The organism is Serratia sp. CY71090, assembly GCF_052166845.1.
Taxonomy (GTDB): domain Bacteria; phylum Pseudomonadota; class Gammaproteobacteria; order Enterobacterales; family Enterobacteriaceae; genus Serratia; species Serratia nematodiphila.
Genome location: NZ_JBJNOA010000001.1, coordinates 447,772 through 466,965, shown reverse-complemented (window position 1 = coordinate 466,965; position 19,194 = coordinate 447,772). Strand labels below are relative to the sequence as shown.

The window sequence follows — 19,194 nt, the reverse complement described above, 5'->3', positions numbered from 1 at the left end:
CAGCCCCTTCTTTAGCCCTCGTTTCGGGCAGGAGACTGATCATTTATGTGCATGTGCACACATATTAGTGCGCAAAAAATCGCGTGTAAATACACTCTATCCTGGAGGCGTTGGGCATGTTGTCAGTCTGGCAAACTTTTCAAGGGATAGCGGACTCAGGCCGTGCACGCCCCTGCCGGCAGGCATTATCGCCGTGACGGTTTCACACGTTCAGCGTGATTGGCATGCATAGCACTGGGCTTGCCGCAAGCGCCGCACCGGGTTCAAGCGCAACGTGGCTCACAAAATGAAGAACATAATCGCAAAATGCTATTCGTTGATATTGCACGAGTTATAATGCGGGAAAGGATCTCGGCCAACGCAAACCGGTTTCATATCCAACGGTTTACAAGCATTAGCGAAAGAAAAGGATTTTGATTCAATGGGGGAATAACGCGGGGTAAAGTGGCGGAGAGAGGGGGATTTGAACCCCCGGTAGAGTTGCCCCTACTCCAGTTTTCGAGACTGGTCCGTTCAGCCGCTCCGGCATCTCTCCTGACAACGCTTGCTATCATGCCCGCTTTTGCGGCATTTTTACAGCATTAGCATACCGCTGAACGTTCAAGTGATGAGTTTACGAGCAACCTGATGATTAAATGGCCGTGGAAAGCGACTCAACCCTCTCAATCCCAGGCAGACATCGAGGCCCAGTGGCAGGACGCGCTGGCGATCCCGCTGCTCTCGCCGCTGAATGAGCAGGAGCGGCAGCGGCTGGTGGCCGTCGCCGGGCAAATATTGCAGCAAAAGCGCATCGTGCCGCTGCAGGGGCTGCAGCTCACCTCGCAAATGCAGGCGCGCATCGCCCTGCTGTTCGCCTTGCCGGTGCTGGAGCTGGGCGCGGAATGCCTCGACGGCTTCAACGAAATTCTGCTCTACCCCACCCCGTTCGTGGTGGAAGACGAATGGCAGGACGAGATCGGTCTGGTGCACTCGGGGCCGGTGGTGCAGTCGGGCCAAAGCTGGGAACAGGGGCCGATCGTGCTCAACTGGCAAGACGTGCAGGACTCTTTCGACCTCTCCGGTTTCAATCTGGTGATCCACGAAGCGGTGCACAAACTGGATATGCGCAACGGCGGCGTCGCCACCGGCGTGCCGCCGATCCCGCTGCGCGAGGTGGCCGCCTGGGAACATGATCTGCACGCCGCGATGGAAAGCCTGCAAGACGAGATCGACATGGTCGGCGAAGAGGCCGCCAGCATGGATGCCTACGCCGCCACCGATGCGGCCGAGTGCTTCGCCGTGCTGTCGGAGTATTTCTTCAGCGCTCCCGAACTGCTGGCCGAACGCTTCCCGGCGCTCTATCAGCACTTTTGCCGCTTCTACCGCCAGGATCCGCTGGCGCGCCTGCTGCGAGACCAGGCGGAAAACGACGCGCAATGGGCGGATTGACGGGCGTATTGCTCAGATACCGAGCAGTCGCACCGCCTGGGGCAATTTAGCGTTGACACACCCGGAGCCGCTGGATATGATGCGCCCCGTTCACACGATTCCTCTGTAGTTCAGTCGGTAGAACGGCGGACTGTTAATCCGTATGTCACTGGTTCGAGTCCAGTCAGAGGAGCCATATTTAGAGAAGCCCGCTTAAGGAAACTTAAGCGGGCTTTTTGCTGTTGGGCGTTTACAGCCCGCGTTGTTCCATCAGCAGCGCCAGATCGACCAAGCGGTTGGAGAAGCCCCACTCGTTGTCATACCAGGCGAGCACTTTCACCAGGTTGCCGCCGATCACCAGCGTGGACAGGCCGTCGATGATCGACGAACGCGCATCGCCCCGATAGTCGCTCGACACCAGCGGTTCATCGCTGTACCCCAGGATCCCTTTCAGCGGGCCGGACGCCGCCGCCGCGCGGAAAGCGGCGTTGATCTCCTCCACCGTCGCCGGGCGTTTCAGCGTCACCGTCAGATCGACGATGGAAACCACCGGCACCGGCACCCGCAGCGAATAACCGGTCAGGCGGCCGTCCAGTTCGGGGATCACCTTGCCGAGCGCCTTGGCCGCGCCGCTGGAATAAGGCACGATCGATTCCGCCGCCGCCCGCGCGCCGCGCAGATCTTTTTCCGGCTGATCGTGCAGCGCCTGGCTGTTGGTATAGGCATGCGTGGTATTCATCAAGCCGTATTCGATGCCGAACGCCTGATGCAATACCTGCGCGGCGGGCGCCAGCCCGTTGGTGGTGCAGCTGCCGTTGCTGACCACCTTATGCAGCGCCGGATCGTAGAGGTGATCGTTAACCCCCATCACCAGCGTGATGTCGTCATTCTTGGCCGGCGCCGAGATAATCACCCGTTTGGCGCCGCCGTGCGTGATGTGCACTTCCGCCTTGGCTTTATCGGTAAAGAAGCCCGTCGCTTCGATCACCACGTCCACGCCCACGCTGCTCCAGGGGATTTCGGCGGGATCGCGCTGCGAAAACACCTGAATCGGCCGGCCGTCCAGCAGCAGCTGGTTGTCGCCGGCTTCCACCCTGGCCGCCAGCGTGCCGGAAAGCGTGTCATATTTCAGCAGGTGCGCCAGCGTCTTGCTGTCGGTCAGATCGTTGATCGCCACCACTTCAAAATCGCTGCGCCCCAGCGCCGCGCGCAGCACGTTGCGCCCGATCCTGCCGAAGCCGTTAATGCCTACTCTCACCATGATGCACTCCTCATTTGTGGACTTTGCCTAAAATCTAGCGCCGACCAGAAGCGGCGTAAATGACGTTTACCAATCAATTTACGCCAAATTGCGCGCATGAAAGCGTTCGCGGTATTCGCTCGGGGTCAGCTGCAGTTTGCGCTCAAACACCCGCCGCAGGTTAAGGCCGTTGCCGAAGCCGGTGGCCAGGGCAATCTGCTCGATACCTTCCGCGCTCTGTTCGAGGCGCTGCCTGGCGGTATGCAACCGCCCCTCTTCAACGAATTTGGCGGGAGAAATGCCCGTCTCGCGGGTGAACACCCGGGTAAAGTTGCGCGGGCTCATCGCCACGCGCTCGGCCAACCGATCGACGCTGAGATCGTCAGCGAGGTTTTCCAGGATCCAGGATTGCAGGTCACGGATCGGCCCCGGCGATTTGGCCTGGTTGAGCGGGTAGCGGCTGAACTGCGCTTGCCCGCCGGGGCGACGCAGAAACATCACCAGATCCTGCGCCACTTCGCGCGCCTGCACGAAGCCGTAGTCGTCCTCCACCAGCGCCAGCGTCAGATCGAAGCCGGAGCTGACGCCGGCGGAGGTCCAGATCGGCCCGTCCTGCACGTAGATTGGGCCGTTTTCGACCTGCACCCGCGGGAAGCGCGCCTGCAGCGTTTCCGCCAGCCGCCAGTGGGTGGTCGCCCGCCGCCCGTCCAGCAACCCGGCTTCGGCCAGCAGCAGTGCGCCACCGCAGACCGAGGCGATACGGCGCGCCTGCGGCGCCGCGCGGCGCAGCCAATCGGCGACCAGGGCCCCCTCTTCTTCGGTCGCCCCCTTGCCGGCGACGATCACGGTATCGCGCGGCAGGGCCGGATCGAGATCCGCCAGGCGATGATCGGCCAACAGGCTCAGCCCGGACAGGCCGTGCACCACCCGGTGAGATTGCGTGGTGGCGACCGCGATCTGATACAGCGGCGTCTCGGCAGGGCTCAGGCGATTGGCCTGCATCAGGATATCGGCGATGCCCGCCGCTTCGAACAGCATGCCCCCTTCAGGGACGATAATCAGGAATGAGTGCATGGCAATAATATAAATAACAATCAAAACAGGCCAGGCAACCACTGTATAAGAAAAGCCCCGTCGGTTCACCCGGCGGGTAAAAAAAAGCCCGCCGATAATCACCGACGGGCCAGGAAGGAACGGCCATCAAGTCTGCGGCAGGTTCACCCCGCCGGCGCGCGCCAATTGCGCCAGCAGCGCCGTTTGAAACGCCTCATCGTGCACCGCCGCGTGAGGTTCAAACCGCTGCTGGTGGTGCCAATAGCCGCCGGAAATCAGTGCCTGCGGCTCATCGCTGCTCACCAGCCACGCCTGCGTCACGTGTCCCAGCGCCAGATCGTCGGGCGCATCCGCGCCGCCCATTTTGGTTGGCACCCAGCCGGGATCGACCGCGCTGCTGATGACGCCGGGCCACAGGCGCGCCACGGCGGCGGCCAGCGCGGTGACGAACAGCTTGCTGTCCGAATAGGAGCCGGCTGCGCCGCCAAGCCAGTCCACGCCGTTCAGTTCCGCTACGCCGTCAAAGTGCATGCTGCTGCTCAGGTAGACGATGCGATCGGGGCGTTCGATCAGGGCCGTCAGCAGATAGGGCGCCATCACGTTCACCGGCATCACCTGCGGCCCGGTGAACATGCCGGCGTTGTGGATCACCGCATTCGGGCGGCCAAGACGATTCACCTGCTCGGCGACCTGCCGGATCTGCTGCACCTCGGACAGATCGCCAATCACCGCCTGCGCGCCTTGATCCAGCAGATCGCGCACCGCCTCCAGACGGCCGGGGGCTCGCGCATGCAGGATCACCTGATGCCCTTCCTCCAACAGCGTTTGCGCGGCGGCGCGGCCCAGCCCGTCGACCGAACCGGTAATGAAAATACGTGACATGCCACTCCTCCGTTTAGCGCCAGCCGAGCGCCGGCGCGACATGGGTTAAAATCGATTCGATAACGTGGGCGTTATAGTCCACGCCCAGCTGGTTAGGCACGGTCAGCAGCAGCGTATCCGCTTCAGCGATGGCCTCGTCCTGCGCCAGCTGCTCGATCAGCGCGTCCGGCTCGGCGGCATAGCTGCGGCCGAAGATCGCCCGGGTTTGCGCATCGATATACCCCAGTTGATCGCCTTCCTTACCGCTGCCGCCGAAGTAGTTGCGATCCCGCTGATCCACCAGCGCAAAGATGCTGCGGCTCACGGAAACCCGCGGCTCGCGCGCATGGCCGGCCTCTTGCCAGGCGGCGCGATAGGCGCGGATCTGCTTGGCCTGCTGGATATGGAAGGGTTCGCCGGTCTCGTCATTCTTGAGCGTCGAGCTTTGCAGGTTCATGCCCAGCTTCGCCGCCCAGACGGCGGTGGCGTTCGAACCGGCGCCCCACCAGATGCGATCACGCAGCCCGGCGGAAAACGGCTCCGGCCGCAGCAGCCCGGGCGGATTGGGGAACATCGGCTGCGGATTGGGTTCGGCGAACCCTTCGCCGCGCAGCGCTTCCAGGAACACTTCGGTATGGCGGCGGGCCATGTCCGCGTCGGTTTCGCCCTCGGCCGGGGCGTAACCGAAATAGCGCCAGCCGTCGATCACCTGCTCCGGCGAGCCGCGGCTGATGCCGAGCTGCAGCCGCCCGCCGGCGATCAGATCCGCCGCGCCGGCGTCCTCCACCATGTACAGCGGGTTTTCATAACGCATGTCGATCACGCCGGTGCCGATCTCGATACGTTGGGTTTTGGCGCCGATGGCGGCCAGCAGCGGGAACGGCGATCCCAGCTGACGCGCGAAGTGGTGCACGCGAAAATAGGCGCCGTCCGCCCCCAGATCTTCGGCGGCAACCGCCAGATCGATGGACTGCAGCAGCGCATCCGCTGCGGAACGGGTGCCGGACTGGGCGGAAGGCGTCCAGTGGCCAAACGAGAGAAAACCAATCTTTTTCATCGGGCATCGTCCTCAAAGGCAAAATCATCGGCCTACAGTGACAAAAACCGCGCGCCTTGCGCCAGCAAAATCGCCCCCGATCGCACTAAACGAACCGATTGCCGCCGCGCCGCCCGGCGATTGTAATCAAAAAACAAATGTCGTATAACAAGCAGCTCCGAGGGGTGTCCTGTTACGGGCTGAGATGGTGCAAGCCGAACCCTTTGAACCTGATCTGGGTCATGCCAGCGAAGGGACGGTTAGGCAACAACGCGATCACCCGTTGCCTGTTCATACCTCAGCGTGCCCGGATCTCCACTGACTCAAGGAGGTCCCATGTCCATCACCACCCTGTTCGAAAGCGGTCTTTACGGCCGGTTGCGCCACCATGCCGGCAGCCACTGGCAGAACTACGTCGATCACCCGTTTCTGCAGCAGCTGGCCGCCGGCACCTTGCCTGAACGCGCTTTTCGCCGTTACCTGACCCAGGACTATCTGTTCCTGCTGCACTTCGCCCGCGCCTACGCGCTGCTGGTCAGCAAGCTGCGCACCCTGCCGGAGATGCGCGCCGCCACCGCCTCGCTCAACGGCATCGTCACCGAGCTGCCGCTGCACGTGGCCTACTGTGCCGAATGGGGGTTGAGCGAAGCGCAGATCGCCGCCCAGCCGGAAGCGGCGGAGACCATGAACTACACCCGCTACGTGCTGGATATCGGCCATGCCGGCGACGCCCTCGATCTGTTGGCCGGTCTGCTGCCCTGCGTGGCCGGCTATGCCGAAATCGGCCTGCGGCTGCTGCACGATCCCGCCACCCAGATGGAGGGCAATCCTTACGCCTCCTGGATCCGCAACTACGGCGACGAGGGCTATCTGGCCGGCGTACGCGCCGCCATCGAGCTGCTGGAAACCGTTGGTCAGCAGCGCGGCGCACAGGATCGCTTCACCGAGCTGGCGCAGATTTTCACCACCGCCACCCAGCTGGAGTCGGCATTTTGGCAGATGGGGCTGAACGCCTCATGACCTCCCCGCTTCTCCCGCCCGGTATCCAGGTGCGGGATCTCAGCCTGCGTTTCGGTCAGCATATCGTCTTCGACCGGCTGAGCTTCGACATCGCCGGCGGCAGCTTCGTCGCCCTGCTCGGCGCCAGCGGCGCCGGCAAAACCAGCCTGCTGAAGATCATCGCCGGCCTGGCGCAGGCCAGCTCTGGTTCGGTGACCGGCAGCGACGGCCTGCCGATCGCCGGGCGCATCGCCTACATGGGGCAAAAAGATCTGCTTTACCCGTGGCTGACCATCGAAGAGAACGTCGCCCTCGGTTCGCGACTGCGCGGCGAAACGCCGGACCGGGCGTGGGCGGCGCACCTGCTGGAGCGCGTGGGCCTGGCCGCGCATGGCCGCAGCCTGCCCGCCTCGCTGTCCGGCGGCATGCGCCAGCGCGCCGCCATCGCCCGCACGCTCTACGAACGCCAGCCGATCGTGCTGATGGACGAACCCTTTTCCGCGCTGGACGCCATTACCCGCGCCGAGATCCAGAGCCTGGCCGCCGAGCTGCTGGCGCAAAATACCGTGCTGTTGATCACCCACGATCCGATGGAAGCCTGCCGCCTGAGCCACCGGCTGCTGGTGCTGTCGCCCTGGCCGCTGGGCCTCGACGATACTCACCGCATCAGCGGGCTACCGCCGCGCGCGCCGGATGACGCCGACCTGCTGAAAAGCCAGGCCGAGCTGCTGCAGCAGCTGGTGAGGGCCGCGCAATGAATAGTGCCCAAGAGCGTGGACTCACCCGCCTGCGGCGCGGGCTGACGGTATTCGTCGGCCTGCTGCTGCTGTGGTGGCTGGCGGCGCAAAGCGGCATCCCGGCCTTTCTGCTGCCCACGCCGGGCGCAGTGGCGCAGGCGCTGTGGGACGGGCGCGGCTATCTCGCCTGGCACACGCTGGTCACCGCTTCGGAAATCGTCAGCGGGCTGGTTCTGGGCGTGTTGCTCGGCACGGCGCTGGCGCTGTGCATGATTTTCTCGCCGCGCCTGCAGCGCTGGCTGATGCCGCTGGTGCTCACCAGCCAGGCGATACCGGTGTTCGCCCTGGCCCCGCTGCTGGTGCTGTGGTTCGGCTTCGGCATGAGCGCCAAGGTGGCGATGGCGGTGCTGGTGATCTTCTTCCCGGTGGTGTCGGCCTTTTTCGACGGGCTGCGCCGGGTCAACAACGACTATCTCGATCTGGCGCGCACGATGCGCGCTTCGCGCTGGGCGCAGCTGCGGCACGTGCGGCTGATGGCGGCGCTGCCGGCCTTCGGCTCCGGCCTGCGCATGGCCGCCGCCGTCGCGCCGATCGGCGCCATCATCGGCGAATGGGTCGGCTCGGCCGAAGGGCTGGGCTATGTGATGCTGAACGCCAATGCGCGCATGCAGACCGACGTCTGCTTCGCCGCACTGTTTATTTTGGTGCTGATGACCGTGCTGCTGTGGGCCGCGGTGGATGCGCTGCTGCGGCGCCTGATCGCCTGGGCGCCGGAAAACGACTGATGATTGCAACCATAACCAGGGATAAAGGAACGACCATGATCAAACAAACCGTCTGCGGGCTGCTGCTCGGCGCCGCCATCACCGGCCAGGCCGGCGCGGCCGACAAGCTGACGCTGGTGCTCGACTGGTACATCAACCCGGATCACGCGCCGATTATGGTGGCCGAGCAGATCGGCGCCTTCAAGGCCGCAGGGCTGGACGTCAAGATCGTGCCGCCGTCCGATCCGGCGCTGCCGCCGCGGCTGGTGGCCGCCAAACAGGCCGACCTCGCCATCACCTATCAGCCGCAGCTGCACTTCTTCGCCGATCAGGGCCTGCCGCTGATGCGCGTCGGCACGCTGATCAACACGCCGCTGAATACGGTGATCGCGCTGGATAAAAACATCACCTCGCCGGCGGATCTCAAGGGCAAAACGGTGGGTTACTCGGTCAGCGGCATCGAACAGGCGACGCTGGCCACCATGGTCGAACACGAGCACCTCAAGCCGCAGGGCATCAAGCTTATCAACGTCAACTTCCAGCTGACCAGCGCCCTGCTGGCGGGCCAGGTCGATGCGGTGATCGGCGGCTACCGCAACATCGAAGCGCTGGAGCTCAAGCTGCAGGGTAAAGAACCGGTGGTGTTCAACGTCGAAGACTACGGCGTGCCGGCCTACGACGAGCTGATCATCGTCGCCAACCGCAATGCGGTGAACGAGCCGAAAATCCGCAGGTTCCTCGCCGCGCTGAAGCAAGGCAGCGACTACCTGCACGCGCACCCGCAGGACACCTGGTTGGCGTTCGCCAAGGCGCACCCGGAGCTGAATACCGAGCTGAACAAACAGGCGTGGCAAGCCAGCCTGCCGCTGTTCGCGCGCGATCCGGCCAAGCTGGATCGGGCCCGCTATGAGGCTTACGAGCAATTCCTGTTCGACAACAAGTTGATCAAGAAAATCACCCCGGTAGACCAGTACGCGGTGGAGCTGAACTGATCACGCCGAGGCGGCCGGCGGTGCCACCGTCACCTCGCCCTGGCCGCTGCGCTGCAGGGCCGCCTTCACCAGCCCATTGGCCTTGCAGCGTTCGATAAACGCGTTCACGTAGGCGGCGCCCTGCGTGTTTTGCCGCGGCACCGCCATCGCCTGGCGGATGGCGGTAAAATGTCCGTCCAGCACTCGGTAGCCGGGACGGGCGGCCGCGGCGGCCAACAGCGGTTGACGCACGCCGGCCGCCGCCTCCAGCCCCCGTTCGAAAAACAGCGCGATCGCCTCGGCGGAGGTTGCCGCCCGCACTAATTGCGCCTGCTGCAGAGTGCGCGATAAAAACAGATCGTACGCCGCCCCCTGCCCGACCGCGATGCGCACCTCCGGCCGGTCGAGCTGCGCCACCTCAGAGTAAGGCGCGTCGTTCGCCACCAGGTAAGTCCCCTCGATGATCACGTAGGGTTCGCTGAAGGCGATCTGCGCCGCGCGCACCGGCTCGATGGCCATAAACGCCAGGTTCCAGGCGCCGCTGTCCAGATCGGCGAACACCTTGCCGGCCGCGTCATAGGTCACCAGCTCCAGCGCCACGCCCAGTTCGCGAGCCAGCGCGGCGGCCAGCTCCACCGAAGCGCCTTGCGGTTTGCCATCAGCCCCGGCCTGCGCCAGCACCGGATTGCCGTAGTTGATCGCCGCGCGCAACACGCCTTGCGGGGCCAGATCGTCGAGTACCGCTGCGGGGATTGTCTGCATACTTCCTCCTGAATGGCTGATGGGCGCACCGTCGCGGCGCTCATTAAGCGTAGAGCGAAACCTCCGACCAGCAAGCTTTCGCCGCCGCGGCCGCCGTCGGTGTGATTAACGTCACACTATTGTCATAAAAATGTACAATAGCCGCCGCTCGTCGGCCGTAGCGGGAGATCGCGCGTTGTTCCGCCGCCGGCAATAGGCTATACCCTTCACTTTTCGCGCCGCGGCACGCTCGGCGGCGCAAACCAGGGCAGCAACGGTTTTATTTCAATCAGACAAGGTTTGGCGGATGGTTTTAGCAGTCGTTTCGTTTGTTCTCTTTTTGGCGTCGATTTTGATTTATCGCACCCGGGCCGCCGCCAACCGCTGGTGGTTCGCCATTCTGCTGACGCTGCTCGGCAGCTATCTGGTGCTGAACGTCATCCTGATCGCCAGCAACTACTTCACCGGCGACGGCATCACCGATGCGGTGATCTACACCGTCACCAGCAGCCTCAAAGGCGCGGGCATCAGCAAATACGTGCTGCCGTTCATCGGCCTGCTGGCGGCGTTGGGGCTTATCTTCGCGGTGCTGGCCCGCAGCCTGCTGCGCCGCAAGGCCAAAGGCAGCAGCGTGGCCTACAGCATCGTCGCCGTACTGCTGGCGCTGTTTTCTGTCGGCACCACCCCGGCGTTTCAGGACATCTCGCTGCTGGTCAAGAGCCAGATCGTCGGCGATACCGCCGATTTCACCACCTACTACAAGGCGCCGAAAAAGACCGTGCAGGGCAAGCGGCCGAACCTGGTGTACATCTATGCCGAGAGCCTGGAGCGCACCTACTTCGATACCGAGCTGTTTCCCGGCCTGGCCGACGAGCTGAACGCCCTGCGCACGGACAGCATCGATTTCAGCAATACCCAGCAATTGCCGGGCACCGGCTACACCATCGCCGGCATGGTCGCCTCGCAGTGCGGCATTCCGCTGTTCGCGCCCTTCGACGGCAACGCCTCCAGCGCGGTCTCCACCTTCTACCCGGAGAACGTCTGCCTGGGCGACGTGCTGAAGGCCGCCGGCTACAGCAACTATTTCTATCAGGGCGCCGAGCTGGCGTTCGCCGGTAAAGACACCTTCCTGAAATCCCACGGCTTCGACCACGTTTACGGCTTCAAAGAGCTGCGCGATCAGGTCGCCGATCCGAGCTACAAAAACGACTGGGGCTGGTACGACGACAGCGTGCTGGACGTGGTGTACGGCAAGTTCGTCGAGCTGTCCAAACAGCGCCAACCGTTCTCGCTGTTCACCCTGACCGTCGATACCCATCACCCGGACGGCTTTATCTCCGCCGGCTGCAGCAAGAAAAGCTACGCCTGGCAGAACAAGGAAAACCGCTCGCTGAGCGCGGTAGCCTGCAGCCAGCAACACATCGCCGCGCTGATCGACAAGATCAAACGCTCGCCCTATTTCAGCAATACCGTGATCGTGGTGTCCTCCGATCATCTGGCGATGAACAACACCGCCTACGATATCCTGACCAAACAGAAGCGCCGCAACCTGTTCTTCATCATCGACGGCACCCGGCCGCTGGCGGAACAGCGCAACGAGAAACGCAGCACGCTGGACAACGGCGCCACGGTGCTGGACGTGATGGGCGGCGACAACTACATCGGCCTTGGCCGCAGCAGCCTGTCGGCGCCGTCGCTGTCTACGGTGTTCCTGAATATCGAAGAGAAGATCAACGGCTGGAAACCGGCGGTGATCAATCAGTGGGGCCTGCCGAACCGCATCAGCGACTACAGCGTGGATACGCGCCAACGCAGCTTCAGCTTCTCCGGCGTCACCTACAAGGTGCCGTTCATCCTGCGGGTGGGCGATAACCGCATCGAACCGATGTTCAACGTCTACCTCTCCACCCCGCTGCGCAAGCAGCTGGCCGGGCTGGGGGCGGGGGAGAAATTCGTCTGGGTCGATAAATGCTACGAGATCGGCCGGGTCTGGGCGCCGCAGCTGGCGCTGAGCACCGACATCTGCGTGGCCTCGGGCACCCTGGCCTCGCCGCCGCAGATCGCGCAGGCCAGCGGCGAACGCTTCAACGGCAAGGTGAACTTCACCGGCCCGGCGGCGGACAGCGTCGCCGATTATCAAAACGCCGTCGCCCGCCTGCAGGTGGACGACGCGGCGGTGAAATACCGGGCGGACGCCATCGAGTTCATGCTGCCCGGCATGCCGGAACAGGTGAAAGCCATCACCGGCGTCTCCGCCGTCGAGGAATGGGGCCGCTGGTCCGACGCCAATCTGGCGCCGGCGGTCGACATCGATTACGTCGATCCGCTGCCGAAGCGCTTCGATCTGGTGCTGCGCGCCCGCGCCTACGGCAACAACGTCGGCGAACCGATTTCGGTGCGCGTCGGCGACGAAGAGCGCTTCGTGTCGCTCGGTGAACAGGACAGCACCGTCACCCTGCGCTTCGACAACCCGCGCGGCGCGCAGAAGATCAGCATTACTCCGCCGGCGCCGACCGAGCCCAAAGAGAGCGCCAGCGGCGGCTTCACGCCGAAGAAGCTGGGCATCGGCCTGGTGTCGCTGAAGGTCGAAGCGGCCGCTCCCGCCTCCTGATCCCCCCGCCTTCACGGGCGCGGTAATTTCTTTGCCGCGCCCGTCATTTCGACCAAGCTTTTACGCCCTTCTTCGGCTAACCTGTGACGGTAAAACGCCGCAACCCCGCCACAGAGCCGGGACATCCAAGGAGAAAGTATGAGCTATGCCCCACCTCGCAGCGGCCTCAGCGCCGATCAGGCACTCGATCAACTGGAAGCCCTGTATGACGCCGCGGTAGACGCGCTGCGGCAGGCGGTCAGTGACTTTATCAGCCACGGCACGCTGCCGGATGCGCAAGCGCGCGCCGCCGGGTTGTTCGTGTATCCCGAACTGCGCGTCAGCTGGGACGGGCAGCAATCCGGCCCGAGCAAAACCCGCGCCTTCGGCCGCTTTACCCATCCCGGCAGCTACAGCACCACCGTGACCCGGCCGCAGCTGTTCCGCCACTATCTGGCCGAACAGCTGGCGATGCTGGAACACGATTACGCCGCCCATATCGAAGTGGCGCCGTCGCAACAGGAAATCCCGTTCCCTTATGTCATCGACGGTTCCAGCCTGGCGCTCGATCGCTCAATGAGCGCCGGCATCGCGCAGCATTTCCCCACCACCGAGCTGGCGCAGATCGGTGACGAGACCGCCGACGGCCTGTACCACGCCACCGACAACCATTTCCCGCTGTCGCATTTCGATGCGCTGCGCGCGGATTTCTCGCTGGCGCGTCTGCGGCACTACACCGGCACGCCGGTGGAACATTTTCAACCGTTTGTGCTGTTCACCAACTACACCCGCTATGTGGACGAGTTCGTGCGCTGGGCCTGCGCCCAGATCGCCGATCCGGCCAGCCCGTACATCGCGCTCTCCAGCGCCGGCGGCACCTACATCACGCCGGAAACCAGCGCCCCGGAGCAGGCGGTGTCCGATCTGGCGTGGAAAAACCACCAGATGCCGGCCTATCACCTGATCTCGCGCACCGGCCAGGGCATCACGCTGATCAACATCGGCGTCGGCCCGTCCAACGCCAAAACCATCTGCGATCACCTGGCGGTGCTGCGCCCGAGCGCCTGGCTGATGATCGGCCACTGCGGCGGCCTGCGCGAAAGCCAGAAGATCGGCGATTACGTGCTGGCCCACGCCTATCTGCGCGACGATCACGTGCTGGATGCGGTGCTGCCGCCGGATATCCCGATCCCGAGCATCGCCGAGGTGCAGCGCGCCCTGTATGACGCCACCAAGATGGTTAGCGGCATGCCCGGTGAAGAGGTCAAACAGCGTTTGCGCACCGGCACCGTCGTCACCACCGACGATCGCAACTGGGAGCTGCGCTACTCCGCTTCGGCGCGCCGCTTCAACCTCAGCCGCGCGGTGGCGGTCGACATGGAGAGCGCCACCATCGCCGCTCAGGGTTATCGCTTCCGGGTGCCGTACGGCACGCTGCTGTGCGTCTCCGACAAACCGCTGCACGGCGAGATCAAACTGCCGGGCCAGGCCAACCGCTTCTACGAAGGGGCGATCTCCGAGCACCTGCAGATCGGCATCTGCGCCATCGATTTGTTGCGCGCCGAGGGCGATCGCCTGCACTCGCGCAAGCTGCGCACCTTCAACGAACCGCCGTTCCGCTAACGGTGCCAGGCCCGCTGCGGCGGGCCGTTTTTTCCTCAACGCACCAGCGCCAGCGCGCGCTTCTCCTGGCTGCGGCCGCCGGCGATCGACAGCAACAGGTCTTTCACCAGCAGCGCCGGGGCGGACAGCCCCTGTTGGCTGGACATGCACAGTGACAGCGGCACCGACATCGTCGGCGCATTGATGCGCGCCATCCAGGCCTTGGCCGGGCCGATCATCGCGCGCGCCACCGATTCCGGCAGCACGGTCGCCCCCAACCCGCTGGCGATCGCGGCGCTCAGCGCGCCCGAGGATTCGATCTCCCCCACCACGTTGGCAGCCAGCTTGCGCAGCGCCATCGCCTCCTCCAGCTGGTTGCGCACCGCATCGCCCTCGCGCGGCAGGAACAGGTTCAGCCGCGCCACGTCCAGCAGCTCGACGCTGTTGCCGGGATGCGGCACCGCGCGCGTCGCCACCAGATAAAGATCTTCCCGCATCAATGCGATGGCGTGCAGACCGGCGGGCATTTTGGCGCCGTAGACCATCGCCATGTCCAGCGTCTGGTTAGCCACCTGCCCGGCCAACGCCGCGCCGCCGTTTTCATGCAGGCTGAGCAGGATGCCCGGCTGCTGATCGCGCAGGGTCTGCAACAGCGGCAGCGCCAACTGCGCCGCAGTGCTGCCCGACGCCAGCCCGAGAGACACCTGGCCGCTCATCGCCTGCCCGGCGCTGTTGACCGCGCTCTGCGCCTGTTCGCACTGGCGCAGAATGGTCTGCGCGTGGGCATACAGAATGTTGCCGGCCTCGGTCGGCTGCACCCCGCGCTTGGTGCGGATCAGCAGTTGCTGCTTCAGTTCCCCTTCCAGCGTCGCCAACTGCTGGCTGAGCGCCGGTTGGGCGATGTGCAACACCTCCGCCGCCTGGGTCAGGCTGCCGATATCGACGATTTTCACGAAGTACTTCAGACGTCTGAAATTCATAGTGCCTCCAGCGAGCCGCTAAATTGAGAATGCCGAAATCCGGTCATGCAATCACAGCAAGATCCAGGCCAGAGTCGGTAAACGGCCGTGGAAGCGGGGTACAAGGCGGTAAATGGCCGTTCGCCGGGCGGCGCGCGCCACCGCGCAGGGCAACCGTTGCACCATCGGCAGGCAACGGCGCCGATCAACGGGCAATTCGGCGACGCTGCGCGCGGGATAAGCGACAAAAGCGAGAAAAAGCAGCAGGTTGGGCAATCTTGCAGCAAACGAACGCATCGGGCGTTTTCACGCTTTACAAGCCGCAACCGCCCCGCTATTATTCGCCCCGTTCCAACGATTCCTCTGTAGTTCAGTCGGTAGAACGGCGGACTGTTAATCCGTATGTCACTGGTTCGAGTCCAGTCAGAGGAGCCAAATTTAGAGAAGCCCGCTCAGGGAAACCCGAGCGGGTTTTTTGCCTTTCAGCCGCCGTCAAAAGCTGCGTTTCGCCACCAGATAGGCGCCCGCCACCAGCAATAAGGCGCCGACCAGCGCCGGCAGATTCTCACGCAGCGCCGCCGGACCGGCGCGATAGGCATCGGCCAACAGCCCCATGCACAGCTGGCTGGCGACCAGGATCGAGATGGTGGCCGCCGCCCCCAGCTTCTGGTAACCCAAAATGCCGGCGAACACGAACAGCGATCCCAACAGCCCCGGCAACAGCATCCACCACCTGGCGGCGCCGGTCACTTCCGCCACCGCGCCGAGACCGTTTTTGGCCAGCAGCAACCCCACCAGCAACAACAAACCGACGCTGGAGTTGATCACCAGCGTAATGAGGATGGTCGAAACGCTTTCGGTAATGCGCACCATCAGCAGATTCTGCACCACCAACCCCATTCCCGCCGCGATCAGCAGTAACAGCATATTCATCGCCCTGTCTCCCGGGATCAGCGCGCGGGCGGCGTCGCCCGCTCGTCGAGCCTCAGCTGCAGGAACGTCAGATCCAGCCATTGGCCGAATTTGGCGCCCACTTGTTCCATGCGCCCCACGTCGCGAAACCCCAGCGCCAGATGCAGCTTAATCGAGGCCTGATTGCCGGATTCGATGCCGGCCACCATCACGTGCTTGCCGATTTCCCGCGCCCGTGCGATCAGCGCCAGCAGCAACGTCTTGCCAATCCCTGCGCCGCGATGCGCCTGATGGACATACACCGAGTGTTCTACGGTATGGCGATAGCCGTCCCAGGCGCGCCAGTCGCCGAACGACGCGTAGCCGATCGCCTCGTCCGCGCCGTTCACCGCCACCAGCACCGGGTAGCCCGCCGCCTGCCGTTCGCCGATCCACGCCGCGCGGTTGGCCGCATCCACGGTTTGTTCATTCCAGATGGCGGTGCTGTTCAACACCGCGTCGTTATAGATAGCGGCAATCGCCGCGCTATCGTTGAGCGTCGCATTTCGTATAATCATGGTTTACCCCGGCCAATTGTCCACTATAATACTACGATATGAATATTAAATTAGACAATCTAAATCAGCTGATCGGCGCGCGCATTCGCATTGAACGCGAGGCGCGCCACTGGTCGCTGTCCGATTTGGCCGAACGGGCGGGCGTATCGCGGGCGATGGTGCATAAGATCGAACGCGGCGAGAGCAGCCCGACGGCGATGCTGTTGGGCAGACTGGCGGGGGCGTTCGGCCTCAGCATGTCCAAGCTGATCGCCCGCGCGGAAACGCAGGAAGGCCGGCTGCTGCGCCGGGAAGATCAACCGGTGTGGGTCGATCCCGAGAGCGGCTACGTGCGGCGCCACGTGTCGCCGCGCACCGATCTGCCGCTCGATCTGGTGCGCATCGAACTGCCGGCCGGCGCGGCGATCCCGATGCCGGCTTCGGTGTATGCCTTCAAGCGTCAGCTGATCTGGGTTTTATCCGGCGAGCTGGTCTTTCTTGAGGGCGACGCGCGCCATGAAATGGCCGAAGGAGACTGCCTGGAGCTCGGCCCACCGGCGGACTGCCGCTTTGAAAACCAAAGCGATGAGGCATGCGTGTATATGGTGGCGGTGCTGAGCGCCGCCTGACGGCTCACCGGCGCTACCCCGGCGTCGGCTGGTTATAGCCGGCGTGGAAAAACTTCTCCGCCAACCGGCTGTCGCCGCCGGAGAAGAACTCGCTCATCGGCTCGCGGCCGAGGCCATAGGCGCGGCTGAGTTGCCCGGCCTCGAACGCCGCCCGGTTCTCGTCGCCGCAGCGCTGCGCCAAATGGTGCGCATAACCGAGCACGAAACCGCGCTTGTAGTCGGAGCAAAAGCGCGACAGCTCCGCCTCCGGCTTCAGGTTCTCCACCTTTAACCCCGCCAACAACCCTTTGCCAAAATGATCTCCCACGGGTTCCTCCTCACCGCACAATCGCTATATAACAAAACATACAGCGAATGAACGAACGAGAACATACTCCCTAAGTTTTACTCGCCGCATAAAAAAGGCCCGCGAAGCGGGCCTCAGACTGTTGACAAAGAGGGAAAAAGCGTGGTTTTCCCCCTTTGTGGTGATCAGTCGAAAATCAATAAATTGATTTTCCTTGTTTTTTTATTCTGTGCTATCTGCCAAACCAGCAAAGGTATGAGGTTTGTCATCAATCTCAGGCCCGCGAAGCGGGCCTGCGAGAAAGCGGGCAATCACAGCGTGAAATTCAGCCCTTCGCTGACGGTCTTGCCGAGCGGCAGACGGCCCGACGGCGCTTCTTTCTCCTGCAGGAAATCCGGCAGGCGGGCTTTGTCGCCCGGCTTGCCGATCGCCACCATGGCGTGCACCGCATAGTCGTCCGGCAGTTGCAACGCCGCTTTGATCTTATCGTGGTGAATGCCGCTCATGCAGTGGGTCAGCCAGCCTTTCAGGTGCGCCTGATGCGCCAGGTTGGCCCAGGCCGCGCCGGTGTCGAATGCGTGGGTCGGGTTGTCCACCAGCCGCTCGCCATTCAGGCTGGTGGTTTTGGAGACGATCACCACCAGCGCCGAGGCGTGTTGCGCCCAGCCGCGGTTGAAGTCGATCAGGAACTCCAGGTAGTTCTCCCAGCTGTCGGAGCCGTGCTTGCTGTAGGCAAAGCGCCACGGCTGAATGTTGTAGGCCGAAGGCGACCAGCGCGCCGCTTCAAAGAAGCTCAGCAGCGTTTGATCGTCGATGGCGTCGTTGGTCATCGCGCGCGGCGACCAGCGCTCGATAAATTGCGCGTCAATCGGGTAATCGGAGATTCTTGGCTGGCTCATGATAGGTTCTCGCAGTGAAGTAAAAACAAAAGTTCGCTGATATTCCCACAGCTTAAGACGGTAAAACTTTTATTTCGTGCCATTGTCCTGCGGCAATTCCTGCCGCAGCCAGGCCAGAAACGCCCTGACCGGCGGATGCCGCTCGCGCCCCGGCGCGCACAGCACGCTGTATGCGGCGCCCGGTACGCGCACCTCCGGCCGGTACGCCACCAGCAGACCGTTGTCCACCATCTCGGACACCATCACCGAGCTGGCGAGCACCCATCCCTGCCCGGCCACCGCCGCCTGCAGGGCGTAATGTTCCTCGTGATAGCTGCGCATCGCCGCATGGCGCTGCCACCAGTCCACGTCGGCGGCCCGGCACCAGTCATGCCAGCCGCTGTCGTACAGCGCCGAATCCCCCCACTTGACGGTGATCAGCACCGGGTTTTCCGGCGGAGCGGCGGCCAGCCCCGGCGCGGCGTAGACGCCAAAGCTTTCCTCCAGCCGCGCCGCCTGATGCAGCGCGGGATAGTGCGCGCGGCTGTAGCGCACCGCCACATCCACGCTGGCGTCCTGCTGCAGGTCGATCACCTCGGCGCAGGCCTCCAGGCGCACCAGATAGTGCGGATGCGCCTGGTAAAAACGCCCCAGGCGCGGCACCAGCCACAGCGCCGCGAACGAGTGCGTCACCGAGACGCACAGCGATCCGGCACTGGGCTGCGGCCGCAGGCCCTCAAGCGTGGCGGCGACGTCCAGCAGCGCGCCGTGCACGCCGGCAAACAGCGTTTCGCCCTTCGCCGTCAGCCGCACGCCGCGCGGCACCCGCTCGAAAAGCGCAAAACCCAGCTGCTGTTCCAGCGCCTTGATCTGGTGCGAAATCGCCGTCGGCGTCACCGCCAGCTCGGCCGCCGCCAGCTTGAAGCTGCGCAGGCGAGCGGCGGATTCAAAGGTGCGTAACGCGTTGACGGGCAGCGTAGCGAACATGGCGAA

At 63.8% G+C, this 19,194-nt stretch carries 20 protein-coding genes, 3 tRNA genes and 1 riboswitch; of the genes, 10 read left to right on the top strand and 13 right to left on the bottom strand.

The annotated features are described in order from the left end of the window. Window positions 1-445 precede the first annotated feature (445 nt). Window positions 446-535: transfer RNA gene (locus ACJ8OK_RS02225), tRNA-Ser, on the bottom strand. Between the two features lie 92 nt (window positions 536-627). On the opposite strand from ACJ8OK_RS02225, the gene mtfA reads away from it, so the two are divergent. Both mtfA and ACJ8OK_RS02215 read left to right on the top strand, forming a co-directional pair. Next, window positions 628-1,428: a DgsA anti-repressor MtfA gene (gene mtfA / locus ACJ8OK_RS02220; protein ID WP_004935401.1), complete on the top strand. Its 801-nt coding sequence runs from the start codon at window positions 628-630 to the stop codon at window positions 1,426-1,428. A 99-nt stretch (window positions 1,429-1,527) separates the two neighbouring features. After that, window positions 1,528-1,603, top strand: a tRNA-Asn gene (locus ACJ8OK_RS02215). Between the two features lie 54 nt (window positions 1,604-1,657). On the opposite strand, the gene gap is transcribed toward ACJ8OK_RS02215, so the two are convergent. The 4 genes from gap to ACJ8OK_RS02195 form a co-directional block, all read right to left on the bottom strand. Continuing rightward, window positions 1,658-2,668, bottom strand: coding sequence for a type I glyceraldehyde-3-phosphate dehydrogenase (gene gap, locus ACJ8OK_RS02210; RefSeq protein WP_033632647.1), 1,011 nt, complete (start codon window positions 2,666-2,668; stop codon window positions 1,658-1,660). Between the two features lie 78 nt (window positions 2,669-2,746). Beyond that, window positions 2,747-3,721: a GlxA family transcriptional regulator gene (locus ACJ8OK_RS02205; protein ID WP_235363667.1), complete on the bottom strand. Its 975-nt coding sequence runs from the start codon at window positions 3,719-3,721 to the stop codon at window positions 2,747-2,749. Window positions 3,722-3,847: 126 nt separating this feature from the next. Continuing rightward, window positions 3,848-4,582: an SDR family NAD(P)-dependent oxidoreductase gene (locus ACJ8OK_RS02200; RefSeq protein WP_099982555.1), complete on the bottom strand. Its 735-nt coding sequence runs from the start codon at window positions 4,580-4,582 to the stop codon at window positions 3,848-3,850. A gap of 13 nt (window positions 4,583-4,595) precedes the next feature. Continuing rightward, window positions 4,596-5,618, bottom strand: coding sequence for an LLM class flavin-dependent oxidoreductase (locus ACJ8OK_RS02195; RefSeq protein ID WP_015378399.1), 1,023 nt, complete (start codon window positions 5,616-5,618; stop codon window positions 4,596-4,598). A 150-nt stretch (window positions 5,619-5,768) separates the two neighbouring features. Next, window positions 5,769-5,871: riboswitch (TPP riboswitch) on the top strand. Window positions 5,872-5,933: 62 nt separating this feature from the next. Between ACJ8OK_RS02195 and ACJ8OK_RS02190 the strand changes: the two genes are divergently transcribed. The 4 genes from ACJ8OK_RS02190 to ACJ8OK_RS02175 are packed head-to-tail and all read left to right on the top strand — an operon-like array spanning window position 5,934 to window position 9,089. Beyond that, window positions 5,934-6,617: a TenA family protein gene (locus tag ACJ8OK_RS02190; RefSeq protein ID WP_442530362.1), complete on the top strand. Its 684-nt coding sequence runs from the start codon at window positions 5,934-5,936 to the stop codon at window positions 6,615-6,617. Then, window positions 6,614-7,354, top strand: coding sequence for an ABC transporter ATP-binding protein (locus ACJ8OK_RS02185; RefSeq protein WP_033632644.1), 741 nt, complete (start codon window positions 6,614-6,616; stop codon window positions 7,352-7,354). The genes ACJ8OK_RS02190 and ACJ8OK_RS02185 overlap by 4 nt, the downstream gene beginning before the upstream one ends. Further along, complete coding sequence (locus ACJ8OK_RS02180; protein ID WP_442530361.1) at window positions 7,351-8,118, top strand: ABC transporter permease; 768 nt, start codon at window positions 7,351-7,353, stop codon at window positions 8,116-8,118. Before ACJ8OK_RS02185 ends, ACJ8OK_RS02180 begins: the two co-directional genes overlap by 4 nt. Window positions 8,119-8,153: 35 nt before the next feature. Next, window positions 8,154-9,089 carry an ABC transporter substrate-binding protein gene (locus ACJ8OK_RS02175; RefSeq protein WP_306403614.1) on the top strand — a complete coding sequence of 312 codons (936 nt, stop codon included), beginning with the start codon at window positions 8,154-8,156 and terminating at the stop codon, window positions 9,087-9,089. Here the strand turns inward: ACJ8OK_RS02175 and ACJ8OK_RS02170 are convergent, their stop codons facing one another. After that, the gene (locus ACJ8OK_RS02170) at window positions 9,090-9,830 is read right to left on the bottom strand and encodes a transporter substrate-binding domain-containing protein (RefSeq protein ID WP_085336738.1); all 741 of its coding nucleotides are present in this window, start codon (window positions 9,828-9,830) and stop codon (window positions 9,090-9,092) included. Window positions 9,831-10,116: 286 nt separating this feature from the next. Between ACJ8OK_RS02170 and opgB the strand changes: the two genes are divergently transcribed. Together opgB and ACJ8OK_RS02160 are read left to right on the top strand one after the other, a co-directional pair. After that, window positions 10,117-12,420: a phosphatidylglycerol--membrane-oligosaccharide glycerophosphotransferase gene (gene opgB, locus ACJ8OK_RS02165; RefSeq protein WP_060559868.1), complete on the top strand. Its 2,304-nt coding sequence runs from the start codon at window positions 10,117-10,119 to the stop codon at window positions 12,418-12,420. Between the two features lie 138 nt (window positions 12,421-12,558). Then, window positions 12,559-14,022 carry an AMP nucleosidase gene (locus ACJ8OK_RS02160; RefSeq protein ID WP_015378406.1) on the top strand — a complete coding sequence of 488 codons (1,464 nt, stop codon included), beginning with the start codon at window positions 12,559-12,561 and terminating at the stop codon, window positions 14,020-14,022. A gap of 35 nt (window positions 14,023-14,057) precedes the next feature. Here the strand turns inward: ACJ8OK_RS02160 and nac are convergent, their stop codons facing one another. After that, window positions 14,058-14,981 (bottom strand): nitrogen assimilation transcriptional regulator NAC, encoded by a 924-nt coding sequence (gene nac, locus ACJ8OK_RS02155; RefSeq protein WP_015378407.1) that lies wholly within the window; start codon window positions 14,979-14,981, stop codon window positions 14,058-14,060. 51 nt (window positions 14,982-15,032) lie between these two features. Then, window positions 15,033-15,257 carry a hypothetical protein gene (locus ACJ8OK_RS02150; protein WP_126186879.1) on the bottom strand — a complete coding sequence of 75 codons (225 nt, stop codon included), beginning with the start codon at window positions 15,255-15,257 and terminating at the stop codon, window positions 15,033-15,035. A gap of 62 nt (window positions 15,258-15,319) precedes the next feature. Here ACJ8OK_RS02150 and ACJ8OK_RS02145 point away from each other — a divergent pair. Continuing rightward, window positions 15,320-15,395, top strand: a tRNA-Asn gene (locus ACJ8OK_RS02145). A gap of 57 nt (window positions 15,396-15,452) precedes the next feature. On the opposite strand, the gene ACJ8OK_RS02140 is transcribed toward ACJ8OK_RS02145, so the two are convergent. Both ACJ8OK_RS02140 and ACJ8OK_RS02135 read right to left on the bottom strand, forming a co-directional pair. Beyond that, window positions 15,453-15,893, bottom strand: coding sequence for a DMT family transporter (locus tag ACJ8OK_RS02140; protein ID WP_015378408.1), 441 nt, complete (start codon window positions 15,891-15,893; stop codon window positions 15,453-15,455). Window positions 15,894-15,910: 17 nt separating this feature from the next. Further along, window positions 15,911-16,429: a GNAT family N-acetyltransferase gene (locus tag ACJ8OK_RS02135; protein ID WP_060559869.1), complete on the bottom strand. Its 519-nt coding sequence runs from the start codon at window positions 16,427-16,429 to the stop codon at window positions 15,911-15,913. 38 nt (window positions 16,430-16,467) lie between these two features. Between ACJ8OK_RS02135 and ACJ8OK_RS02130 the strand changes: the two genes are divergently transcribed. Continuing rightward, window positions 16,468-17,037 carry a helix-turn-helix domain-containing protein gene (locus ACJ8OK_RS02130; RefSeq protein WP_015378410.1) on the top strand — a complete coding sequence of 190 codons (570 nt, stop codon included), beginning with the start codon at window positions 16,468-16,470 and terminating at the stop codon, window positions 17,035-17,037. 13 nt (window positions 17,038-17,050) lie between these two features. Here the strand turns inward: ACJ8OK_RS02130 and ACJ8OK_RS02125 are convergent, their stop codons facing one another. From ACJ8OK_RS02125 to ACJ8OK_RS02115, 3 genes are all read right to left on the bottom strand, one after another. Beyond that, window positions 17,051-17,344: a DUF2623 family protein gene (locus tag ACJ8OK_RS02125; RefSeq protein ID WP_015378411.1), complete on the bottom strand. Its 294-nt coding sequence runs from the start codon at window positions 17,342-17,344 to the stop codon at window positions 17,051-17,053. Window positions 17,345-17,634: 290 nt separating this feature from the next. Then, window positions 17,635-18,222 (bottom strand): nitroreductase family protein, encoded by a 588-nt coding sequence (locus ACJ8OK_RS02120; protein ID WP_015378412.1) that lies wholly within the window; start codon window positions 18,220-18,222, stop codon window positions 17,635-17,637. A 69-nt stretch (window positions 18,223-18,291) separates the two neighbouring features. Beyond that, window positions 18,292-19,188: a LysR substrate-binding domain-containing protein gene (locus tag ACJ8OK_RS02115; protein ID WP_060559870.1), complete on the bottom strand. Its 897-nt coding sequence runs from the start codon at window positions 19,186-19,188 to the stop codon at window positions 18,292-18,294. Window positions 19,189-19,194 lie beyond the last annotated feature (6 nt).